The 21,204-nt window shown below is 69.8% G+C and carries 18 protein-coding genes and 1 tRNA gene; 16 read left to right on the forward strand and 3 right to left on the reverse strand.

What is annotated here, in order from left to right; genetic code table 11:
- Nucleotides 1–256: 256 nt before the first annotated feature.
- The gene (gene murA / locus OHT21_RS29065) at nucleotides 257–1,603 is read right to left on the reverse strand and encodes a UDP-N-acetylglucosamine 1-carboxyvinyltransferase (protein ID WP_328771240.1); all 1,347 of its coding nucleotides are present in this window, start codon (nucleotides 1,601–1,603) and stop codon (nucleotides 257–259) included.
- Nucleotides 1,604–1,894: 291 nt separating this feature from the next.
- On the opposite strand from murA, the gene OHT21_RS29070 reads away from it, so the two are divergent.
- From OHT21_RS29070 to OHT21_RS29115, 10 genes are all read left to right on the forward strand, one after another.
- Nucleotides 1,895–2,467 (forward strand): YqgE/AlgH family protein, encoded by a 573-nt coding sequence (locus OHT21_RS29070; RefSeq protein WP_328771241.1) that lies wholly within the window; start codon nucleotides 1,895–1,897, stop codon nucleotides 2,465–2,467.
- Nucleotides 2,468–2,496: 29 nt separating this feature from the next.
- Complete coding sequence (locus OHT21_RS29075; protein WP_165263639.1) at nucleotides 2,497–2,790, forward strand: DUF3039 domain-containing protein; 294 nt, start codon at nucleotides 2,497–2,499, stop codon at nucleotides 2,788–2,790.
- Nucleotides 2,791–3,050: 260 nt separating this feature from the next.
- Nucleotides 3,051–4,391 carry an extracellular solute-binding protein gene (locus OHT21_RS29080; RefSeq protein WP_328771242.1) on the forward strand — a complete coding sequence of 447 codons (1,341 nt, stop codon included), beginning with the start codon at nucleotides 3,051–3,053 and terminating at the stop codon, nucleotides 4,389–4,391.
- 86 nt (nucleotides 4,392–4,477) lie between these two features.
- Nucleotides 4,478–5,455, forward strand: a complete 978-nt coding sequence (locus tag OHT21_RS29085; RefSeq protein WP_328774259.1) for a carbohydrate ABC transporter permease — start codon at nucleotides 4,478–4,480, stop codon at nucleotides 5,453–5,455.
- On the forward strand, nucleotides 5,452–6,318 hold the full coding sequence (locus tag OHT21_RS29090; protein WP_432952360.1) for a carbohydrate ABC transporter permease: 867 nt from the start codon (nucleotides 5,452–5,454) through the stop codon (nucleotides 6,316–6,318). Before OHT21_RS29085 ends, OHT21_RS29090 begins: the two co-directional genes overlap by 4 nt.
- A 1-nt stretch (nucleotide 6,319) precedes the next feature.
- A complete protein-coding gene (locus OHT21_RS29095) occupies nucleotides 6,320–8,095 on the forward strand; it encodes a beta-N-acetylhexosaminidase (protein ID WP_328771244.1) in 1,776 nt (591 codons plus the stop codon).
- A gap of 278 nt (nucleotides 8,096–8,373) precedes the next feature.
- A complete protein-coding gene (locus OHT21_RS29100; RefSeq protein WP_328771245.1) occupies nucleotides 8,374–9,267 on the forward strand; it encodes an FAD binding domain-containing protein in 894 nt (297 codons plus the stop codon).
- Nucleotides 9,264–10,898, forward strand: coding sequence for a (2Fe-2S)-binding protein (locus tag OHT21_RS29105; protein WP_328771246.1), 1,635 nt, complete (start codon nucleotides 9,264–9,266; stop codon nucleotides 10,896–10,898). The genes OHT21_RS29100 and OHT21_RS29105 overlap by 4 nt, the downstream gene beginning before the upstream one ends.
- Nucleotides 10,895–13,207 (forward strand): xanthine dehydrogenase family protein molybdopterin-binding subunit, encoded by a 2,313-nt coding sequence (locus OHT21_RS29110; RefSeq protein WP_328771248.1) that lies wholly within the window; start codon nucleotides 10,895–10,897, stop codon nucleotides 13,205–13,207. The genes OHT21_RS29105 and OHT21_RS29110 overlap by 4 nt, the downstream gene beginning before the upstream one ends.
- Nucleotides 13,208–13,409: 202 nt before the next feature.
- Nucleotides 13,410–14,057, forward strand: coding sequence for an SUKH-4 family immunity protein (locus OHT21_RS29115; RefSeq protein ID WP_443050443.1), 648 nt, complete (start codon nucleotides 13,410–13,412; stop codon nucleotides 14,055–14,057).
- Nucleotides 14,058–14,080: 23 nt separating this feature from the next.
- On the opposite strand, the gene OHT21_RS29120 is transcribed toward OHT21_RS29115, so the two are convergent.
- Nucleotides 14,081–14,181 (reverse strand) — tRNA-OTHER (locus tag OHT21_RS29120).
- Nucleotides 14,182–14,410: 229 nt separating this feature from the next.
- Between OHT21_RS29120 and OHT21_RS29125 the strand changes: the two genes are divergently transcribed.
- The 6 genes from OHT21_RS29125 (at nucleotide 14,411) to OHT21_RS29150 (ending at nucleotide 20,600) form a co-directional block, all read left to right on the forward strand.
- On the forward strand, nucleotides 14,411–15,919 hold the full coding sequence (locus OHT21_RS29125) for an MFS transporter (protein WP_328771249.1): 1,509 nt from the start codon (nucleotides 14,411–14,413) through the stop codon (nucleotides 15,917–15,919).
- Nucleotides 15,920–15,954: 35 nt separating this feature from the next.
- Nucleotides 15,955–16,152 carry a hypothetical protein gene (locus OHT21_RS29130; protein WP_328771250.1) on the forward strand — a complete coding sequence of 66 codons (198 nt, stop codon included), beginning with the start codon at nucleotides 15,955–15,957 and terminating at the stop codon, nucleotides 16,150–16,152.
- Nucleotides 16,152–16,520: a type II toxin-antitoxin system death-on-curing family toxin gene (locus tag OHT21_RS29135; RefSeq protein ID WP_328771251.1), complete on the forward strand. Its 369-nt coding sequence runs from the start codon at nucleotides 16,152–16,154 to the stop codon at nucleotides 16,518–16,520. The genes OHT21_RS29130 and OHT21_RS29135 overlap by 1 nt, the downstream gene beginning before the upstream one ends.
- 176 nt (nucleotides 16,521–16,696) lie before the next feature.
- The gene (locus OHT21_RS29140; protein ID WP_328771252.1) at nucleotides 16,697–18,493 is read left to right on the forward strand and encodes a DEAD/DEAH box helicase; all 1,797 of its coding nucleotides are present in this window, start codon (nucleotides 16,697–16,699) and stop codon (nucleotides 18,491–18,493) included.
- Between the two features lie 376 nt (nucleotides 18,494–18,869).
- Nucleotides 18,870–19,517, forward strand: coding sequence for an IclR family transcriptional regulator (locus OHT21_RS29145; protein ID WP_328771253.1), 648 nt, complete (start codon nucleotides 18,870–18,872; stop codon nucleotides 19,515–19,517).
- A 291-nt stretch (nucleotides 19,518–19,808) separates the two neighbouring features.
- Entirely contained in the window at nucleotides 19,809–20,600 is a 792-nt protein-coding gene (locus OHT21_RS29150) for a S16 family serine protease (protein WP_328771254.1), read from the forward strand.
- A 47-nt stretch (nucleotides 20,601–20,647) separates the two neighbouring features.
- Here the strand turns inward: OHT21_RS29150 and OHT21_RS29155 are convergent, their stop codons facing one another.
- Nucleotides 20,648–21,121, reverse strand: a complete 474-nt coding sequence (locus tag OHT21_RS29155) for an Lrp/AsnC family transcriptional regulator (protein ID WP_328771255.1) — start codon at nucleotides 21,119–21,121, stop codon at nucleotides 20,648–20,650.
- Between the last annotated feature and the right edge of the window lie 83 nt (nucleotides 21,122–21,204).

Genomic DNA, 21,204 nt, shown 5'->3' on the forward strand with positions numbered 1-21,204 from the left:
GGCCAGCCAGAGTCGCGGATACGACACAAGTGGGGCGGCCACCCGGACCGGGTGGCCGCCCCACTTGTGTCGTACGTACGGAGCTCGGGAACTGCTAGCCGAGTGCCTTGCCCGGCAGTTCGACCTTCGCGCCCAGGTCGCCGAGCTTCTCCATGCTGTGTCTATCCGGGGGCTGTGACATCAGCGGCTCCGCCGCGGGCTCCCGGACCCCCAGCCGAGATCGGCGCTGTCCTGAGCCGGAGCGAGGAGACTGCGGTCAGCCGAGCGCTTTACCGGGCAGTTCGACCTTCGCGCCCAAGTCGCCCAGCTTCTCCATGAAGTTCTCGTAGCCGCGGTTGATCAGGTCGATGCCGTGGACCCGGGACGTGCCCTGGGCCGCCAGTGCGGCGATGAGGTACGAGAAGCCGCCGCGGAGGTCGGGGATAACCAGGTCGGCGCCCTGGAGCTTGGTCGGGCCCGAGACGACCGCGGAGTGCAGGAAGTTGCGCTGGCCGAAGCGGCAGTTGGAGCCGCCGAGGCACTCGCGGTAGAGCTGGATGTGCGCGCCCATCTGGTTCAGGGCGGAGGTGAAGCCGAGGCGGGACTCGTACACCGTCTCGTGGACGATCGACAGGCCCGTCGCCTGCGTCAGGGCGACGACGAGCGGCTGCTGCCAGTCGGTCTGGAAGCCGGGGGCCACGTCCGTCTCCAGCGCGATGGACTTCAGCTGGCCGCCGGGGTGCCAGAAGCGGATGCCCTCGTCGTCGATCTCGAAGGCGCCGCCGACCTTCCGGTAGGTGTTCAGGAACGACATCATCGAGCGCTGCTGGGCGCCGCGGACGTAGATGTTGCCTTCGGTGGCGAGCGCCGCGGAAGCCCAGGAGGCGGCCTCCAGGCGGTCCGGGAGGGCCGCGTGGGTGTAGCCGCCGAGCTTGTCCACGCCCGTGACGCGGATGGTGCGGTCGGTGTCCATCGCGATGATCGCGCCCATTTTCTGCAGTACGCAGATCAGGTCCTCGATCTCCGGCTCCACGGCCGCGTTCGAGAGCTCCGTCACACCCTCCGCCAGGACCGCCGTCAGCAACACCTGCTCGGTCGCGCCCACGGACGGGTACGGCAGCCGGATCTTGGTGCCGCGCAGCCGCTGCGGAGCCTCCAGGTACTGGCCGTCCACCCGCTTCTCGATCGTCGCGCCGAACTGCCGCAGCACCTCGAAGTGGAAGTCGATCGGCCGGCCGCCGATGTCACAGCCGCCCAGGCCCGGGATGAACGCATGGCCGAGCCGGTGCAGCAGCGGTCCGCAGAACAGGATCGGGATGCGCGAGGAGCCCGCGTGCGCGTCGATGTCCGCGACGTTCGCGCTCTCCACGTGCGACGGGTCCAGGACCAGCTCGCCCGGCTCCTCTCCCGGCCGGACCGTCACCCCATGCAGCTGCAGCAGCCCGCGTACGACACGTACGTCACGGATGTCGGGCACATTGCGCAGCCGGCTCGGAGCGCTGCCGAGCAGGGCGGCGACCATCGCCTTCGGTACGAGGTTCTTCGCACCACGGACACGGATCTCACCCTCCAGCGGGGTTCCGCCGTGGACAAGCAGGACGTCGTCTGAACCGTTGACGGTCATGTATCTCGCGTTCCGATGAAGTTGGACAGGGGGCAGGTTCACAGGGGCAGGTTCGCTGGGCGGCCGTGAACCGGAGCAGCAAGCGTAATGGGCGCCTACCCCGGTATCGGTAGCCCAAGTACGGCTCAGCTCCGTCATAGCTTTGCCACAACACGAACGGTTCTCCGGCGGGTACGCGGGGTCACTGGCGCGTCCGTGCGCTCTGCCTGCTTCTGTACGCCCTGAGCTGCTTTCACCGCTCCATTGGCAATGCCTCCCCTCCCAGGGGGAAGATGCGGGATCATGTCAGGCATGACCGAGGTGTCCTCGCTCACAGGGCGGCTGCTCGTGGCCACTCCCGCCCTGGCGGACCCGAATTTCGACCGCGCTGTGGTGCTGCTCCTCGACCACGACGAGGAGGGTTCCCTGGGTGTCGTCCTCAACCGCCCCACCCCGGTGGACGTCGGCGACATCCTCGAGGGCTGGGCGGACCTCGCCGGGGAGCCCGGAGTCGTCTTCCAGGGCGGCCCGGTCTCGCTCGACTCGGCGCTCGGCGTCGCGGTCATTCCCGGCGGCTCCCTGGGGGAGCGCGCACCGCTCGGCTGGCGCCGGGTGCACGGCGCGATCGGGCTCGTGGACCTGGAAGCCCCGCCGGAACTGCTCGCCTCGGCCGTCGGCAGCCTGCGGATCTTCGCCGGGTACGCCGGCTGGGGTCCGGGCCAGCTGGAGGACGAACTGACCGAGGGCGCCTGGTACGTCGTCGAATCCGAGCCCGGCGACGTCTCCTCCCCGTCTCCCGAACGGCTGTGGCGCGAGGTCCTCCGCCGGCAGCGCAACGAGCTGGCGATGGTGGCGACGTACCCGGACGACCCTTCGCTCAACTGATGCCTGTGAGCTTCAGTACCCTTGCAGTCATGAGCACTCTTGAGCCTGAGACCCAGCCTCAGCGCGGGACTGGTACGGGGACCCTGGTCGAGCCGGCGCCGCAGACCTCGCACGGTGACGGTGACCATGAGCGCTTCGCCCATTACGTCCAGAAGGACAAGATCATGGCGAGCGCGCTGGACGGCACGCCTGTCGTCGCGCTCTGCGGCAAGGTGTGGGTCCCGGGCCGCGATCCGAAGAAGTATCCCGTGTGCCCCATGTGCAAGGAGATCTACGAGTCCATGGGCTCCGGCGGAGACCAGGGCAAGGGCGGCGACAAGTAACGCCCGCTTTCCCTTAGGCAGGCCGCGGTACGTCGTGTAGTGCGGCATGCCCAACGAGGCCGCGGCATCCCGATGCGGGGTGCCGCGGCCTCGTCGTGTGTCCAGGGCCGTTGCACAGGGCGCTTTCGGCGGTCACAGAGTGGTAGAGACCTTTGGGTTGGTCTTGTTTGCATGTCCATGAACTTCTAGCCTCCGTCGTGTTGTGCAGAGTGAAACAAGCATTGCGCATGTTGCAACACTCGCCCCTTCGGAGGAAACCGATGAAGTTCCCCGTCAGACTCGCGGCCAGATTCCCTGTCCGCCGTTCCGCCCGAACAGCCGCCCCCATAGCCGCACTTGTCGTCGCCGTCCTCACCGCGACCGCCTGTGCCCCTGAGTCCTCCGACAGTTCCGGCGGCAAGGACGAGAAGAGCGGGACGCTGCGCGTGTGGCTCTTCCAGGAGGTCAATACCGGGCCGAAGCAGAAGGTCGTCGACGCCACCGTGGACGCCTTCGAGAAGGCCCACGAGGGAACGGAGGTCGAGGTCGAGTACATACCGGTCGAGACCCGCGCCCAGCGGATCAAGGCCGCCTTCAACGATCCCAACAGCGCGCCGGACCTCATGGAGTACGGCAACACCGACACCGCCGGATACGTCAAGGACGGTGGACTCGCCGACATCACCGAGGAGTTCGGGGACTGGAGCGAGGCCAAGGACACCGATCCGACGGCCAAGCAGTCCGTGACGGTCGACGGGAAGATCTACGGCGCCCCGTTCTTCGTCGGCGTCCGCGCGCTGTACTACCGCACCGATGTCTTCAAGGAGCTGGACCTCGAAGTCCCGAAGACACAGAGCGAGTTGATCTCCACCGCGAAGGAGATCCGGCAGGCGAAGCCCGAGCTGTACGGGCTCGCGGTCGGCGGGGCGTTCACGTACGGCGCGATGCCGTTCGTCTGGTCCAACGGCGGCGAGATCGCCGAGGGCGAGGGCGGTTCGTACACGGCGGCGATCGACAGCGCGGCGGCCCGGAAGGGCATCACGGCGTACACGTCGCTGTTCGGCGACGACAACTGTCCGGCCGCCAAGTGCGCGAGCATGGGCGGCAACGACACGATCACGGCCTTCGCCTCCGGCAAGGCGGGCATGGCGATCGGCGGTGACTTCAACCACCAGGCGGTCGAGGCCGGGAAGGTCAAGGGCAAGTACGCCGTCGTACCGCTGCCGGGTCTGAAGGCGGGCGAGATCGCGCCGGCCTTCGCGGGCGGCAACAACATCGGCGTACTGAAGAGCACTTCGCACCGCACGCTCGCCGTCGACCTGATGAAGCAGCTCGCGTCGAAGAAGACGCAGGGTGAGCTGTTCGACGCGATGGGCTTCCTGCCGACGTACTCGGATGTGCGCGCGGACGTCGCGAAGAAGGAGCCGTTCGTCGAGCCCTTCGTGAAGACGCTCGGCGCCGGCACCAAGTTCGTACCCGCCTCGCCGGCCTGGGCGCAGATCGACGCCTCGCTCGTCCTGCCGACGATGTTCCAGGAGGTCATCAGTGGCAAGAAGGACGTGGCGGCGGCTTCTGAGGACGCGACGAAGAAGATGAACGACGCGTTCAGCTCCGCGGGGTGAAGCGCATGACGAAAGACCCGCTCCCGGACCCTCCGCCGCCGGGCCACAGCTCAGCGGCAGGGAGTGCGGCGCGCGGTGGCGTGGGGATGGCCCGCAAGTCTCCGGTCGGCGGGGCTTCGGCCCCGGCCCGGCGGGTGGCGGGGAGCCCGGCGCGCGGTGGTGGCCGGCCGGGGCGCACGTGGCGGCGCGGGAGCGGTGGCTGGACGCCGTGGCTCTATCTCGCGCCCGCCCTCGTCGTCCTCGGCGGGCTGCTGGTCTACCCCGTCTACCAGCTCGGGCTGATCTCGTTCCTCGAGTACACGCAGGCCCAGGTCAGCGGTGGTGAACCGACGACCTTCCAGGGGTTCGGGAACTACGCGACGCTCTTCGCGGACGATCAGTTCTGGCAAGTGCTGCTCGCGACCATGGTGTTCGCGGCGGCCTGCGTCGTGTCGACGCTCGCCGTCGGCTGCGCGCTCGCCGTGCTGCTGACGCGCGTACGGGCCGTGCCGCGGCTCGCCCTGATGCTGGCCGCGCTCGGCGCCTGGGCCACGCCCGCGGTCACCGGCTCGACCGTGTGGCTGCTCCTGTTCGACCCCGATTTCGGGCCGGTCAACCGCATGCTGGGTCTCGGCGACCACTCGTGGACGTACGACCGCTACAGCGCCTTCGCCCTCGTACTCCTCGAAGTCGTCTGGTGCTCCTTCCCGTTCGTGATGGTCACGGTGTACGCGGGCATCCGCGCCGTCCCCGAAGAGGTGCTGGAGGCGGCCGCCCTGGACGGCGCCTCGCAGTGGCGCATCTGGCGCTCGGTGCTCGCGCCGATGCTCCGGCCGATCCTCGTGGTCGTCACCATCCAGTCCGTCATCTGGGACTTCAAGGTCTTCACCCAGATTTACGTCATGACGAACGGCGGCGGGATCGCCGGACAGAACCTCGTGCTGAACGTGTACGCGTACCAGAAGGCGTTCGCCTCCTCGCAGTACAGCCTCGGCTCGGCGATCGGAGTGGTGATGCTGCTGATTCTCCTGGCGGTCACACTCGTCTATCTGCGGCTGCTGCGCAGGCAAGGGGAGGAGCTGTGAGTTCCTTGAGTTCGTCGCGTTTTCCCGTACGGTTCCGGGTGCGCCGGCCCTGGCGGCTGGCCGCGGAGGCATCGGCTCTGCTGATCGCCGCCGTGGTCGCGTTCCCCCTCTACTGGATGGTGCTGAGCGCCTTCAAACCGGCCGGCGAGATCGAGTCGACCGAGCCCCGTCCCTGGACGCTCACCCCGTCCCTGGATTCCTTCCGGCGTGTCTTCGGGCAACAGGAATTCGGCCGTTACTTCCTCAACAGCCTTACCGTCGCGGTCGCCGTGGTCGTCGCCTCCGCACTCATCGCGTTCCTCGCGGCGACCGCTGTGACACGATTCCGCTTCCGTCTCCGCACGACCTTGCTGATCATGTTCCTCATCGCGCAGATGGTGCCCATCGAGGCGCTGACGATCCCCCTCTTCTTTCTGATGCGGGACTTCGGTCAGCTGAACACACTGGGTTCGCTGGTCCTGCCGCACATCGCGTTCTCCCTGCCGTTCGCCATCTGGATGCTGCGGGGCTTTGTGAAGGCGGTCCCGGAGGCCCTGGAGGAGGCCGCGTACATCGACGGAGCGAGCCGGGCGCGGTTCCTGTGGCAGATCCTTTTCCCTCTGGTCTTTCCCGGGCTCGTCGCCACCAGTGTGTTCTCGTTCATCTCGACCTGGAACGACTTCCTGTTCGCCAAGTCCTTCATCATCAGCGACACCTCGCAGTCGACTCTGCCGATGGCTCTCCTCGTCTTCTACAAGCCGGAGGAGCCGGACTGGGGCGGCGTCATGGCAGCGTCCACGGTGATGACGATTCCGGTGCTGGTCTTCTTCGTACTCGTACAGCGACGGCTGGTCTCCGGACTGGGCGGCGCGGTAAAGGACTGACGTGACTGAACTGATCCCCGCGCCCCGCAGCCTCGTCGCCGGTCCGGGCGGCGAGGTGCGGCTGACGGCGCACTCCCAGCTCTACGCCGACACCGCGACGGAGGGTGTCGGCCACTGGCTGCGCACCGTCCTCCGGGACGCCACTGGCCTGCCCCTGCACGAGGGGCGGGAACTCGACGACACCTACGGCGACGGCATCGGGCTCCAGCTCGACCCCGCACTCGGCCCCGAGGAGTACCGCCTCGTCAGCGACGAATCCGGCGTCCTCCTCGAGGGCGGCAGCGCGGCCGGTGTGTTCTGGGGCGCCCAGTCGCTACGGCAACTCCTCGGCCCCGACGCGTACCGCAGGGCACCGCTCCGGCGCGACCGCGCCTGGGCCGTGCCGTACGTCACGATCGAGGACGCGCCCCGCTTCCGCTGGCGCGGCCTCATGCTCGACGTGGCCCGGCACTTCATGCCCAAGGACGGCGTGCTGCGCTATCTCGACCTGATGGCCGCGCACAAGCTGAACGTCTTCCACTTCCATCTGACCGACGACCAGGGCTGGCGCATCGAGATCAAGCGTCACCCGAAGCTCACGGAGGTCGGCTCCTGGCGGGCGCGTACGAAATTCGGCCATCGTGCCTCACCGTTCTGGGAGGAGAAGCCGCACGGCGGCTACTACACGCAGGACGACATCCGCGAGATCGTCGCGTACGCCGCCGAGCGGCATATCTCCGTCGTCCCCGAGATCGACATCCCGGGCCATTCGCAGGCCGCCATCGCCGCGTATCCGGAACTCGGCAACACCGACGTCATCGACACGACCTCCCTCTCCGTCTGGGACAACTGGGGCATCTCCTTGAACGTACTCGCCCCCACTGACAACACCCTTCGGTTCTACGAGGAGGTCTTCGAGGAGGTCCTGGAGCTGTTCCCCTCGGAGTTCATCCACGTCGGCGGCGACGAGTGCGCCAAGGAGCAGTGGAAGCAGTCGCCGACGGTGCAGGCACGAATCCGGGAGTTGGGGCTCGCGGACGAGGACGAGTTGCAGTCGTGGTTCATCCGGCACTTCGACAACTGGCTGACCGCGCGCGGGCGTCGGCTGATCGGCTGGGACGAGATCCTGGAGGGCGGGAGTCGAGCCGAAGGGCGCGCCCCTGTCGAAAGCGACGAGGAGGAGGGAGCGAAGCGACCGCTCGACGAGGTGGGGGCACCCCCGGCCGGAGGCTGGGGGAGTCGACAGGGGATCAGAGCGCCCGGAGGCGAGACGACAAAATTGGGCCTCGCGCCTGGGGCTGCCGTTTCGTCATGGCGCGGCTACCAAGGCGGTATTACGGCCGCCCAGGCGGGCCACGACGTCGTCATGTGCCCGGAGCAGCAGGTGTACTTGGACCACCGTCAGGACGGCGGCGCCGACGAACCGGTGCCCATCGGCTACGTACGCACCCTGGAGGACGTCTACCGCTTCGAGCCCGTTCCACCGCAGTTGACCCCTGATCAGGCGCGGCATGTCCTCGGTACGCAGGCCAACGTGTGGACCGAGGTGATGGAGGACCACGCGCGCGTGGACTATCAGACGTTCCCTCGGCTCGCGGCCTTCGCCGAGGTCGCGTGGAGTGCGCTGCCCGCTCCCGCGAAACGGGACTTCGCGGGCTTCGAGCAGCGGATGACCGCCCACTACAAGCGACTTGACGCCTTGGGAGTGGCCTACCGCCCGCCCACGGGCCCCCTGCCCTGGCAGCGGCGACCGGGGGTGCTCGGACGCCCGATCGAGGGGGCGCCCCCAAACGTGTGAGCCGGCTCTCAAGGGGGTGCCGCGAACCGGCTGCCCTGGAACGGTGGCACCCGGGCGAAAGGCACCCAAGGCTCTGTGAAATCCGCCGATTCGCCCTGACCCGGTGATGTCGTGCGAAAACGGACCAACCCGCCAGTTGCGGGTGCGAAAGCCTCCTAGCGGACCCCCGCATCGTGCGGTGGGGAAGATGTGCCAGAGTTGCCACGTCCGCCCTGTCAGCACGTACCGTACGGCAACACAGGTGGGACCAGGTGGGACAGCGGGAAGGGGCAGCCGGTTTGACCACGCACGCACCGCAGGCGGCGCAGACCGTGACGCTGCCCGCGTCTCTGGACGAGGCCGTGGCGGCGCTCGCCGCCACGCCGGCGGCCGTTCCGGTGGCCGGCGGCACCGACCTCATGACCTCCGTCAACTCCGGGCATATGCGGCCCGCCGCGCTCGTCGGCCTCGGCCGGATCAGCGAGATCCGCGGCTGGCAGTACCAGGACGGCCACGCGCTGCTCGGCGCGGGCCTCACGCACGCCCGCATGGGCCGCCCCGACTTCGCGGCCCTCATCCCGGCGCTCGCGGCCGCCGCGAGAGCCGCGGGTCCCCCGCAGATCCGTAACGCGGGCACCCTGGGCGGCAACATCGCCTCGGCCGCCCCTACGGGAGACGCGCTTCCGGTACTGGCCGCCCTGGAGGCCACGTTGATCATCGCGGGCCAGGGCGGCGCCCGTCGTGAGATCCCCGTCTCGCATCTGCTCGCCGGGGTGGAGATGCTGCGCGCCGGCGAACTCATCGGGTACGTCCGCGTGCCGCTGCTGCACGCCCCGCAGGTCTTCCTGAAGGCGACCGGACGGACCGGACCCGGACGCGCCCTGGCGTCCGTGGCGCTCGTCCTCGACCCCGCCCGGCGCGGAGTGCGGTGCGCCGTCGGCGCCATAGCGCCCATGCCGCTGCGGCCCCTGGAGGCCGAGCAGTGGGTCGCCTCGCTGATCGACTGGGACAACAACCGCGCGATCGTGCCGGAAGCGCGGGACGCCTTCGGGGAGTACGTCGCGGCGGCCTGCATCCCCGACCCGGCCCCCGCGGAGGACGGCTCCGTGGAGCAACTGCCGCCCGCTGTACTGCACCTGCGGCGCACCGTCGCCGCGCTGGCCCGACGAGCACTGGGGAGGGCACTTTCGTGACCGACGACCAGCACGGAGAGGGCACGCCCCGGCCGGGCAGCCGCTGGGATCCGCTGCCCCAGGGGGACTACGACGACGGCGCCACCGCCTTCGTCCAGCTCCCCGAAGGGGGCATCGACGCACTCCGGTCCGACTCCCCGCTCGCAGCACCCGGCCATGGCTACGTACCGCCGCACATCGAGTCCGAGGAGGGGCAGCCGCAGGAGGTGCGGTGGCCGGACCCGAACGCGCAGCGCGACGAACCGCCGCAGCAGCCCGCTCACGACGGTTTCTCGTACCACCCGGGGGCCACCGGCCAGTGGACCTTCGAGGAGCCCGCAGCGCCCGCACAGGACGGCCCGAGCGCTCCCGGACACGACGTGACCGGAGAGTGGTCCATCCCCGTCGCCGACGGTGATCTGCCCGACGAGTCCGGCGAGTACTCCACCTCGGCCCTGGTCGAGCAGTGGGGCGGCAGCCCTCCGGCAACGTTGCCCGGCGGTGCGGCGGCGCCTTGGTCGCAGGATTCCTGGGCGCAGCCCGAGCCGCACGTGTCTGAGCCGCAGGCCGCCGAGCACCTCTTCGCATCGGACGAGGACGCCCGCCACGCCGAGAGTTCCGCGGCCTCCCGCGCCGACGAGGCCGCCGAGATCATCGACGTCTCCGGACAGCACGCCGACGAAATCGCCGTCTCCCTAGAGGGTCATTCACAGGAGAGGGCCTCTTCGGAGAGCGTCTCCGTAGAGCACGAAGAGCCGGTGGAGGAGTCGCCCGAGTACGGCACTGCGAAGCACGACACTCAGGGGCACGGCACTGCTACGGAGCACGGCACTACGGAGCACGATTCTCCGGAGCACAGTTCTCAGGAGTACGCCGACGAACCGGGCGCCGAGTCCGAAACGGTGCCCCAGGAGGCGCCCGAGGAATCCGAGCAGGCTCCGGAGTCCGCTGACGGCGCGGGCAACCCTGAAGGCAGCGCCGAGGAATCCGAGGACGGCGACACCCCGAGTGCGCTTGCGCACGACGAGATGCACCCCCTGTCCTCGTACGTTCTGCGGGTCAACGGCGTCGACCGGCCCGTGACGGCCGCCTGGATCGGCGAATCGCTCCTCTACGTGCTGCGTGAGCGGCTCGGACTCGCCGGCGCCAAGGACGGCTGCTCGCAGGGCGAGTGCGGGGCCTGCAACGTGCAGGTCGACGGCCGGCTCGTGGCGTCCTGCCTGGTGCCCGCCGTGACCACCGCGGGCAGCGAGGTGCGCACCGTCGAGGGTCTGGCCGCCGCCGGGCAGCCCTCGGACGTACAGCGGGCCCTCTCCAAGTGCGGCGCCGTGCAGTGCGGTTTCTGCATCCCTGGGATGGCGATGACCGTGCACGACCTCCTGGAGGGCAACCCGGCGCCCAGCGAACTGGAGACCCGCAAGGCGCTGTGCGGCAACCTGTGCCGCTGCTCCGGCTACCGCGGCGTCCTCGACGCCGTGCGCGAAGTCGTCGCCGAGCGCGAGGCGAACGCGTCCGCCGAAGCCGCCCAGGACGCCGAAGAGGCCCGTATCCCGCACCAGGCGGGCCCCGGCGGGGGTAGCGTCGACCCATCGGCGTACGAGGCGTCAGCGCCGCGTCAGCAGCCCTACGGTCGGGACGGAGGCCAGGCGTGAGCAACGAAACCGCCACCACGACCACTGTGGAGGCCGCTCCCGCTCAGGACCCCGCGCCGCAGCACGGCCTGGGCGCGTCCCTGTCGTCCGTGGAAGCCTGCGCCAAGACGGAGGGCACGTTCCCGTACGCGGCCGACCTGTGGGCCGAGGGCCTGCTGTGGGCCGCCGTGCTGCGCTCCCCGCACCCGCACGCGCGCATCGTCTCCATCGACACCTCCCACGCGCTCCAGATGGTCGGCGTACGGGCCGTCGTCACGCACGAGGACGTACCGGGCAGCGCGTTGTACGGCCGCGGTACGGCCGACCGCCCGGTGTTCGCCTCCGAGGTCGTACGCCACCACGGGGAGCCCATCGCGGCCGTCGCCGCCGACCACCCGGACACCGCGCGGATGGCCGCCGCCGCCGTCATCGTCGAGTACGAAGTACTCGACCCGGTGACCGACCCCGAGCAGGCCTTCGAAGCCGAACCCCTGCACCCCGACGGCAACCTGATCCGCCACATCCCGCTGCGGCACGGCGACTCCGAGGCGGCCGGCGAGATCGTCGTCGAGGGCCTGTACCGCATCGGCCGCCAGGACCCGGCCCCGATCGGCGCCGAGGCCGGCCTCGCCGTGCCCCGCCCCGACGGCGGCGTCGAGCTCTACCTGGCGTCCACCGACCCGCACGCCGACCGCGACACCGCCGCCGCCTGCTTCGGCCTCGAACCGGAGCGCGTGAAGGTCGTCGTCACCGGCGTGCCCGGCGCCACCGCCGACCGCGAGGACCAGGGCTTCCAGCTCCCCCTGGGGCTGCTCGCCCTGAAGACCGGATGTCCGGTCAAACTCGCGGCGACACGCGAAGAATCCTTCCTCGGACACGTCCACCGCCACCCCACCCTCCTGCGCTACCGCCACCACGCGGACGCCGAGGGCAGGCTGGTGAAGGTCGAGGCGCAGATCCTGCTCGACGCGGGCGCGTACGCGGACACGTCCTCGGAGGCCCTGGCCGCCGCGGTCTCCTTCGCCTGCGGACCGTACATCGTCCCGAACGCCTTCATCGAGGGCTGGGCCGTACGCACCAACAACCCGCCCTCCGGCCATGTGCGCGGCGAGGGCGCCATGCAGGTCTGCGCCGCCTACGAGGCGCAGATGGACAAGCTCGCGAAGAGACTGGGCATGGACCCGGCCGAGCTGCGCATGCGCAATGTGATGTCTACAGGGGACGTACTTCCCACCGGCCAGTCGATGACCTGCCCGGCCCCCGTGGCCGAACTCCTCCAGGCCGTACGGGACTTCCCGCTGCCCGCCCTCCCCAAGGACACCCCCGAGGAGGACTGGCTGCTGCCGGGCGGACCCGAAGGCGCGGGCGAACCGGGCGCCGTGCGACGCGGTGTCGGCTACGGCCTGGGCATGGTCCACATGCTCGGCGCCGAGGGCGCGGATGAGGTCTCTACGGCCACCGTGAAGGTCCACGACGGCGTCGCCACAGTGCTCTGCGCGGCCGTGGAGACCGGCCAGGGCTTCACCACGCTGGCCCGGCAGATCGTCCAGGAGACGCTCGGCATCGAAGAGGTGCACGTCGCCTCCGTAGACACCGATCAGCCTCCGGCGGGACCGGGCTGCCGCGGCCGCCACACCTGGGTCTCCGGCGGCGCGGTCGAACGGGCCGCCAAGATGGTCCGTACGCAACTTCTGCAGCCCCTTGCGCACAAGTTCGGGATGTCCACGGAGCTGCTCCAGATCACCGACGGCAAGATCACCTCGTACGACGGCGTGCTGTCGACCACCGTCACGGAGGCCCTGGACGGCAAGGAACTGTGGGCCACCGCCCAGTGCCGCCCGCACCCCACCGAGCCACTGGACGAAGCCGGCCAAGGGGACGCCTTCGTGGGCATGGCCTTCTGCGCGATCCGCGCGGTCGTCGACGTCGACATCGAGCTGGGCTCCGTACGCGTCGTCGAACTGGCGCTCGCCCAAGACGTCGGGCGGATCCTGAACCCCGCCCAGCTCAGAGCCCGTATCGAAGCCGGCGTCACCCAGGGCGTGGGCGCCGCCCTCACCGAGAACCTGCGCACCGCACGCGGCCTGGTCCGCCACCCCGACCTCACCGGCTACGCCCTGCCCACCGCCCTCGACACCCCCGACATCCGCATCGTCAAACTCCTCGAGGAACGCGACGTGGTCGCCCCCTTCGGAGCGAAGTCGGCCAGCGCGGTACCGGTGGTGACCACCCCGGCGGCCATCGCCTCCGCCGTGCGGGCGGCGACGGGGCGCCCGGTGAACCGCCTGCCGATCCGGCCGCAGGCGGCCGTGGTGACGACGGGGCAGTGACGGCCTGCGGCTGTTGATGGTCTGAGGCTGTTGACGGTTTGTGGCTGGTGTCGCGACTGGGCGCCGGAAGCCTTGTGGCGCTTGGGCTCTGGGGCGTTGTCAGTGGGGCGGCGTATGGTTTTCGATCAGTGGGGAGCGGCTGCTGGGACGGGGGCTGGGTCCTGCTGGGGATGGACTGTGCGATCACATGTACGGGGGAGCCATGAGGACGAACGCCGGTACGGGGGCTTGCGCGTTGGCCGACGACGAGCGCGGAGGCGGCGCGGGGCGTCGGCTGGGGGTGGCGGCCGGCGCGACGGCTGTTCGGGGCGAGGTGGCGGCGTACTGGCGGATGACGGCGCTGGTTCATTCCCTCACTCGGATCGCCGATCCGGGCACGGGACTGCGGCTCCAGCTGCCGACGCGGCTGCTCGACGAGGAGTTCGGCGCGGGCGGGATCATGCGTTTCGAGGACGTCGACTTCCCGGCCACGCTCACGCACGAGCCGACCCGCCGGTTCCTCCGGGAGACGGGTCTTCCGGAGGACGGGGTCACGTTCCAGCTCGAGATGGACGTGCCGCTGCAGACGCTCGCCGAGCGGTACGCGGCCGAGGAGGTCACGGCTCCGGTCCCTGGGGGCCAACTCCCGGATGCTGCTGACCGGTTGATCCGCCTCGGTCGCCTTGGTTGTCTCGGCCGCCCGGACCGTCCCGTCGTCGAGGACACCGACCTCCTCGTCGACGGCACCACCGGAGAGCTCCACGAGTGGTCCGCCTCGGACGCCGGGCTGCGACCGCTCAACGCCGACATATCGACGCTCGCGTTCACGCTGTGGCTGCTGCATCGCGCGGAGACGCAGCAGGGGCTGTGAGCGGGGGCTGTGATCGGAGGCCTTGGAGGCCGTGACCGGATTCGAACCGGTGTAAACCCCCGCGGGCGGAGCCCGCTAATGGATGCAGCGCAGGCGGTCCCCTCAACCACTCGGGCACACGGCCGGGTTGGGAGCAATGCGCTTCTTCCGAATCGCTTGTTCCGAACTCGATGTTGTCGACCGTAGGCCGCTGGTGAGGGGAGGCTCAAGCGATCGACGGGGGCTGCAATGGGACTGCCATACCGCGTTCACAAAGCTCAAGAAAGGGGGGCGAGGGTGTACGACCAAGGTCTTAGGCGATCACCACCTAGCGACAGGGGTCAACGGGTGCCGTGCCCCTTACGCTGGCGACCATGACCACCCGGGAACCGAGCGACGCCGACGTCGCGGACACCGCGGCCGAACCAGCCGCACTGGCCGAAGCCACCGCGACCGCCACCACCGGCGCCGATGCCAGCGCCGAAGACAGCGTGCTCAGCCGCCCCTACCGCGCGCTGAGCATCGGGATCGTGTCCGTCGTGCTGCTGATCGCCTTTGAGGCGACCGCGGTAGGGACCGCGATGCCGGTGGCGGCGCGGGAGCTCGACGGGGTCTCGTTGTACGCGTTCGCGTTCTCGGCGTACTTCACGACGAGCCTGTTCGGGATGGTGCTGGCCGGGCAGTGGTCGGACCGGCACGGCCCGCTGGCGGCGCTGACCGCGGGGATCGGGGCGTTCGCGGCTGGGCTGGCGCTGTCCGGGACGGCGGGGGTGATGTGGCTGTTCATCCTCGGCCGGGCAGTGCAAGGGTTCGGCGGCGGGCTGGTGATCGTGGCGCTGTACGTGGTCGTGGGGCGGGCGTATCCGGAACACCTGCGGCCGTCGATCATGGCGGCGTTCGCGGCGAGCTGGGTGATCCCGTCCATAGTAGGGCCGCTGGCCGCCGGCTCGGTGACCGAACAGCTCGGCTGGCGCTGGGTGTTCATCGGCATACCGGTCCTGGTGGTGTTCCCACTGGCGCTCGCCCTGCCGCAGATACGGCGGTTGGCGTCCGGCCCGACGGAGGGCGCCGTCGCTGCCCCCTTCGACCGGCGCCGGATCCGGCTGGCGCTGGGGATCTCGCTGGGCGCGGGTCTGCTGCAGTACGCGGCGCAAGCGGTGTCCGATGAAAGCGTGCGGTGGCTGTCGGCGGTCCCGGCCGTGGCGGGGACGGCGTTACTGGTGCCGGCGGTGCTCGGTCTGCTGCCGCGCGGGACGTACCGGGCGGCGCGCGGGCTGCCGTCCGTGGTGCTGTTGCGCGGGGTCGCGGCCGGGTCGTTCATCGCGGCGGAGTCCTTCGTACCGCTGATGCTGGTCACGCAGCGGGGACTGTCGCCGACGCTCGCCGGGTTCTCGCTCGCGGCAGGCGGGGCGACCTGGGCGCTGGGGTCGTTCGTGCAGTCGAGGGCGCGGGTGGAGCCGTACCGGGAGCGGTTGATGGGCCTGGGGATGGTGCTGGTCGCAGCCGCGATCGCCGCCGCTCCGAGTGTGCTGATCGACGCGGTGCCGGTGTGGACGCTGGCGGTGACATGGGCGTTCGGCTGCTTCGGGATGGGCCTGGTGATCTCCTCCACCAGCGTTCTCCTGCTGCACCTCTCCGCCCCGGAGGAGGCCGGCGCCAACTCCGCCGCGCTCCAGATATCCGACGGCCTGTCGAACGTCCTGCTGCTGGCAGCGGGCGGCGCGGCATTCGCGGCCTTGGGCGGCGGCACGGTGACCCACGCCGCTACGTCAGCGGCTGGCGCCGGCGCACCACCGGCCGCGTTCGCCGCCGTGTTCTTGCCGATGGCGGGGGTGGCGTTGGCGGGGGCTTGGGTGACTACGCGGCTGCGGGCTGAGCGCTGATGACACCGGGCGGTACCACGTAGTACCGTCGACCTATGGCTGGACTGAACCTGCGGTTTACGGAAGAAGAGCTGGACGCGCTGCGCGAGCGGGCGGCAGCCGAGGGGCGCAGCATGCAGGCGTTCGCGCACGATGCCGTGATCTCGGCCATAAACGAACACTCGCGGTTGTTCAACGAAGCGGCCGACCATGTGCTGAAGGCCAGTGCTGAGCTGAACCGGAGGCTCGCCTGATGCACTACCTCACGTTGCCCGAGCTGCTGAACCTCGCGAAGCGGCTCGGGGCGGACGAGGTGCGCGATTACGGGCTCCTGGACTCGGCGCTGGCGCGTCCGCAGTCGAGCGTGTTCGGGCAGGACGCGTATCCGGACGTCTGGCAGAAGGCGGCGGCGCTGATGGAATCGCTCGCCCGCAATCACGCGCTCGTTGACGGGAACAAGCGCATCGCTTGGTACGCGACCTGGGTGTTCCTGCACATGAACGGGCACCCGCTGGATGCGGAGTTCGACGTGGACGAGGCCGAGAGGTTCGTGCTGGACGTCTGTCAGGGCGCCCTGGACGTGCCCAAGATCGCCGCCCAGTTGCCGCGCTTCGCGCGCTGACTGTGAGCTGGGTCCCATCCACGGGTCGGGCGGCGTAGTCCGCGTGTTCCCTCAACCGGGCCGCCGATAAGGTGGCCCGGTTGTCATACGCACCTGGCCGCCCGCCCGTCTCCCACCACCGCCCTACCTGACGCGCTGCGCGTTGGCCCCTTTCGATCAACCACCCCACGGAGACCGTGACTACCACCGCCAACACTCCCTCCTCACACCACCTGTCGCCCGCCTTTCCCGGGCGTGCCCCTTGGGGTACCGCCAGTAAGTTGCGTGCCTGGCAGCAGGGGGCGATGGAGAAGTATCTGCAGGAGCAGCCGCGTGACTTTCTTGCCGTTGCCACGCCCGGGGCCGGTAAGACGACCTTCGCGCTGACGCTTGCCTCGTGGTTGCTGCACCACCACGTCGTGCAGCAGGTGACGGTGGTCGCGCCGACCGAGCATCTGAAGAAGCAGTGGGCCGAGGCGGCGGCGCGGATAGGGATCAGGCTGGACCCGGAGTACAGCGCGGGGCCGCTCAGCAAGGAGTACCAGGGCGTCGCGGTCACATACGCCGGTGTGGGCGTACGGCCCATGCTGCACCGCAACCGCGTCGAGCAGCGCAAGACGCTCGTCATCCTCGACGAGATCCACCACGCCGGCGACTCGAAGTCCTGGGGCGAGGCCTGCCTCGAGGCGTTCGAGCCCGCGACCCGCCGCCTCGCGCTCACGGGTACGCCGTTCCGCTCCGACACCAACCCCATCCCCTTCGTGGCGTACGAGGAAGGCAACGACGGGATCCGGCGGTCCGCCGCCGACTACACGTACGGGTACGGCAGCGCTCTCGGCGACGGCGTGGTCCGGCCCGTCATCTTCCTCTCCTACAGCGGCAACATGCGGTGGCGTACGAAGGCGGGCGACGAGATCGCCGCCCGCCTCGGCGAGCCCATGACCAAGGACGCCGTCAGCCAGGCCTGGCGCACCGCCCTCGATCCGCGCGGCGAGTGGATGCCGAGCGTGCTGCGCGCCGCCGACCAGCGGCTCACCGAGGTACGGAAGGGCATCCCGGATGCCGGCGCCCTCGTCATCGCCTCCGACCAGGACTCGGCACGCGCGTACGCCAAGCTGATCCGCGAGATCACGGGCGACAAGGCGACCCTCGTCCTGTCCGACGACACCGGCGCGTCCGAGCGGATCGACGAGTTCAGCCACAGCAACGACCGCTGGATGGTCGCCGTCCGCATGGTCTCCGAGGGCGTGGACGTGCCCCGGCTGGCCGTCGGCGTGTACGCGACCACCATCTCCACGCCGCTCTTCTTCGCCCAGGCCGTCGGCCGCTTCGTACGGTCCCGGCGCCGCGGCGAGACCGCCTCCGTCTTCCTGCCGACCGTCCCCGACCTCCTCACCTTCGCCAACGAGATGGAGGTCGAACGCGACCACGCCCTCGACAAGCCGAAGAAGGAGGGCGAGGAGGACCCGTACGCCGAATCCGAGAAGGAGATGGAGGAGGCGAACAAGGAGCAGGACGAGGACACCGGCGAGCAGGAGGAGTTCGCCTTCGAGGCGCTGGAGTCCGAGGCCACCTTCGACCGCGTGTTGTACGACGGCGCCGAGTTCGGCATGCAGGCCCACCCGGGGAGCGAAGAGGAGCAGGACTACCTCGGGATTCCGGGGCTCCTCGAACCCGATCAGGTCCAGCTCCTGCTCCAGAAGCGGCAGGCGCGGCAGATCGCGCACAGCCGCAAGAAGCCCGCCGACGAGGCCGACCTCCTCGAACTCCCCGCCGAGCGGCGGCCGGTGGTCACACACAAGGAGCTGCTGGAGCTGAGGAAGCAGCTCAACACGATGGTCGGGGCGTACGTCCACCAGAGCGGCAAGCCGCACGGCGTGATCCACACCGAGCTGCGGCGCGTGTGCGGCGGGCCGCCGAGCGCGGAGGCGACGGCGGGGCAGTTGAGGCAGCGGATCGCCAAGGTGCAGGAGTGGGCGACCCGTATGCGGTGACACACGCATGCAGGAGTACGAGGATCAGGGCGCCGGTTCCGTTGCGTACGGGACCGGCGCATTGGTGTGTGCGCGTTGTGCGGGGGTGGTGTACAGGGAGTGATGTGCGCCGGGCTTACCAGGACAAACGCAACACCGCTCTCAGCGGACACTGACCGGATTCTGGACGGAGTCTTCCGCTGAGCGAACCGGGTCGCTACTGTCCCGCTACGCACACGCCCCGTGGCAGCGCCGCCGCGGAGCGCAGCCGGTGCCCGCCCGGGTTTTGCTCGGGACGCTTGCCGACCGGCGGCCTCTGAAGCGCGTCGCCGTTGGGACCGGTGACGCAACCGCCGCGGAGGGGGCCGTCGACTCTCACCACTAAGGAGTGGGCGTCGTGACCGCGGAGACCTCTCAGACGCTCGACCGAGGACTGCGTGTCCTCAAGTTGCTCGCCGACACCGATCACGGGCTGACCGTCACCGAGCTGTCCAGCAAGCTCGGGGTGAACCGGACCGTTGTGTACCGGTTGCTCGCCACGCTTGAGCAGCACGCTCTCGTACGCCGCGATCTGGGTGGTCGTGCCCGGGTGGGGCTCGGGGTGCTGCGGCTGGGGCGGCAGGTGCATCCGCTGGTACGTGAGGCTGCGTTGCCCGCGTTGCGGTCGTTGGCCGAGGACATCGGGGCGACTGCTCATCTGACTCTGGTCGATGGGACGGAAGCGTTGGCTGTTGCTGTGGTGGAGCCGACGTGGACGGACTATCACGTGGCTTATCGGGCGGGGTTTCGGCATCCGTTGGATCGGGGGGCTGCGGGTAAGGCGATTCTTGCGGCGCGGGCGGCTGCGGGGACCGTTGACGATCCCGGGTACACGCTTACGCATGGGGAGTTGGAGGCCGGAGCGAGTGGTGCGGCTGCGCCGTTGCTGGGGGTTACCGGGGTGGAGGGGAGTGTGGGGGTCGTGATGCTTGCGGATTCCGTGCCGGAGAGGGTGGGGCCGCGGGTTGTGGACGCGGCCAAGGAAGTGGCCGAGGCGTTGCGCTAGCTGCGGTTTTTCTTTCCCCAGCCCCGCCCCTTCCCGAAACCGGGGGCTGCGCCCCCAGGCCCCGCTGCCTCCGGCGGGTGAGCGCCTACCGCGGGTGGGTGGGTTTGTGGGGTGCCTACTGGGGTGGGGGTGACACGTTGTGTCGCGGCTGCGGGTTCGTTGTGGCTTGTCGCGCCCACGCGGCGGAGCCGCAAATTGACACAGCCCCGCGCCCCTTACGGGCGCAACCCCCTGCCCCAAGGGCGCCCACCAGCCCGCGGCCGGAAATCCCCCTCACGTTAGATTGATCCCGTGCTCTCTCGCCTATCTCGTCCCCGGGCCCTTGCCCTCTGCGCTCTGCCCGTCGTGGCTCTTCTCGCCGTGACGGTCTTTGTGCCGTTGCCGTTTGCTGTGGCTCAGCCGGGGATGACCGCTGATGTGCTGGGGGAGAACCGGGGGGAGCCCGTCATCACCATCAGTGGGGCGGAGACTCATGACGCGCGTGGGCAGTTGCGGATGACGACCATCGTGGCTACCGGGCCCGATGCCGATGTGCGGCTGGTGGATGTGGTCGACGGGTGGTTCGACACCGACCGGGCCGTGATGCCGCGGGACTCCGTGTATCCGAGTGGGGACACCGTCAAGGAGATCGAGGAGTACAACGCCGAGGAGATGCGGGAGTCCCAGAACACCGCCACCGAGGCCGCGTTGAACTACCTCGGCGAGGACCCGGACGACATCAAGGTCACCCTGAAGCTCGCCGACGTCGGCGGTCCCAGTGCCGGGCTTCTCTTCTCGCTCGGCATCGTCGACAAGCTGGACGGTGACGGCAGAGGTGGGGACCTCACCGGTGGCCGGACGATCGCGGGTACCGGCACCATCGACGCGGACGGCACGGTGGGCGCCGTCGGCGGTGTCGCCCTCAAGACGCAGGCCGCCAAACGCGATGGGGCGACCGTCTTCCTCGTACCGAAGGCCGAGTGCTCGGACGCGGAGTCGGAGCTGCCCAAGGGGCTGCGGCTGATCCCGGTGACGACGCTGAAGGGCACGGTCGAATCCCTCCGCGCCCTGGAGACGGGCCGCGGCTCCGTCCCCAGCTGCTGAACACCCAGGCCGGCTATGCCTGACCAGCTGCTGAACACCCAGCCCGGCTACGCCTGATCCTCCGCCGCCTGCTCCACCAGCGGGATGATCCGCAGCGGTACCGGGTTCTCCATGACGATCGCCGTGGCGGCCCGCACGATGCCCTCGAAGCCCACGACCCGGTCGATCACCCGCTGAAGATCGGCGTTGGAGCGGGCGACGAGGCGGCACAGCATGTCGCCGCTGCCCGTCGTCGTGTGCAGTTCCAGGACCTCCGGCACGGTCGCCAAGTGCGCCCGTACGTCCGTGCCTTGGCCCTGCCGGATCTGGAGGGTCGCGAACGCCGTGACGGGGTACCCGAGCGCCGCGGGGTCCACCTGGGGGCCGAATCCGCGGATGACGCCGTTCGACTGGAGGCGGTCGAGGCGGGCCTGGACCGTCCCGCGGGCGACACCCAGCCGCCGGGACGCCTCCAGCACCCCGATCCGCGGCTCGCGCGCCAGCAGCACGAGAAGCCGGCCGTCCAGCTGATCGATTGCCATACGGACCTCCGGGGTGGTCATCCTGTACAGAAGGCCCGATCCTACGAGCCGCTCACTGCGCACATTGTCCAGTGAATACGCGA

This window comes from Streptomyces sp. NBC_00286 (assembly GCF_036173125.1).
GTDB lineage: Bacteria > Actinomycetota > Actinomycetes > Streptomycetales > Streptomycetaceae > Streptomyces.

Coding starts and splice junctions, on each gene's coding strand:
- murA (WP_328771240.1), bottom strand. CDS start 1,603: ATGACCGTCAACGGTTCAGACGACGTCCTGCTTGTCCACGGCGGAACC.
- OHT21_RS29070 (WP_328771241.1), top strand. CDS start 1,895: ATGACCGAGGTGTCCTCGCTCACAGGGCGGCTGCTCGTGGCCACTCCC.
- OHT21_RS29075 (WP_165263639.1), top strand. CDS start 2,497: ATGAGCACTCTTGAGCCTGAGACCCAGCCTCAGCGCGGGACTGGTACG.
- OHT21_RS29080 (WP_328771242.1), top strand. CDS start 3,051: ATGAAGTTCCCCGTCAGACTCGCGGCCAGATTCCCTGTCCGCCGTTCC.
- OHT21_RS29085 (WP_328774259.1), top strand. CDS start 4,478: ATGGCCCGCAAGTCTCCGGTCGGCGGGGCTTCGGCCCCGGCCCGGCGG.
- OHT21_RS29115 (WP_443050443.1), top strand. CDS start 13,410: ATGAGGACGAACGCCGGTACGGGGGCTTGCGCGTTGGCCGACGACGAG.
- OHT21_RS29125 (WP_328771249.1), top strand. CDS start 14,411: ATGACCACCCGGGAACCGAGCGACGCCGACGTCGCGGACACCGCGGCC.
- OHT21_RS29130 (WP_328771250.1), top strand. CDS start 15,955: ATGGCTGGACTGAACCTGCGGTTTACGGAAGAAGAGCTGGACGCGCTG.
- OHT21_RS29135 (WP_328771251.1), top strand. CDS start 16,152: ATGCACTACCTCACGTTGCCCGAGCTGCTGAACCTCGCGAAGCGGCTC.
- OHT21_RS29155 (WP_328771255.1), bottom strand. CDS start 21,121: ATGGCAATCGATCAGCTGGACGGCCGGCTTCTCGTGCTGCTGGCGCGC.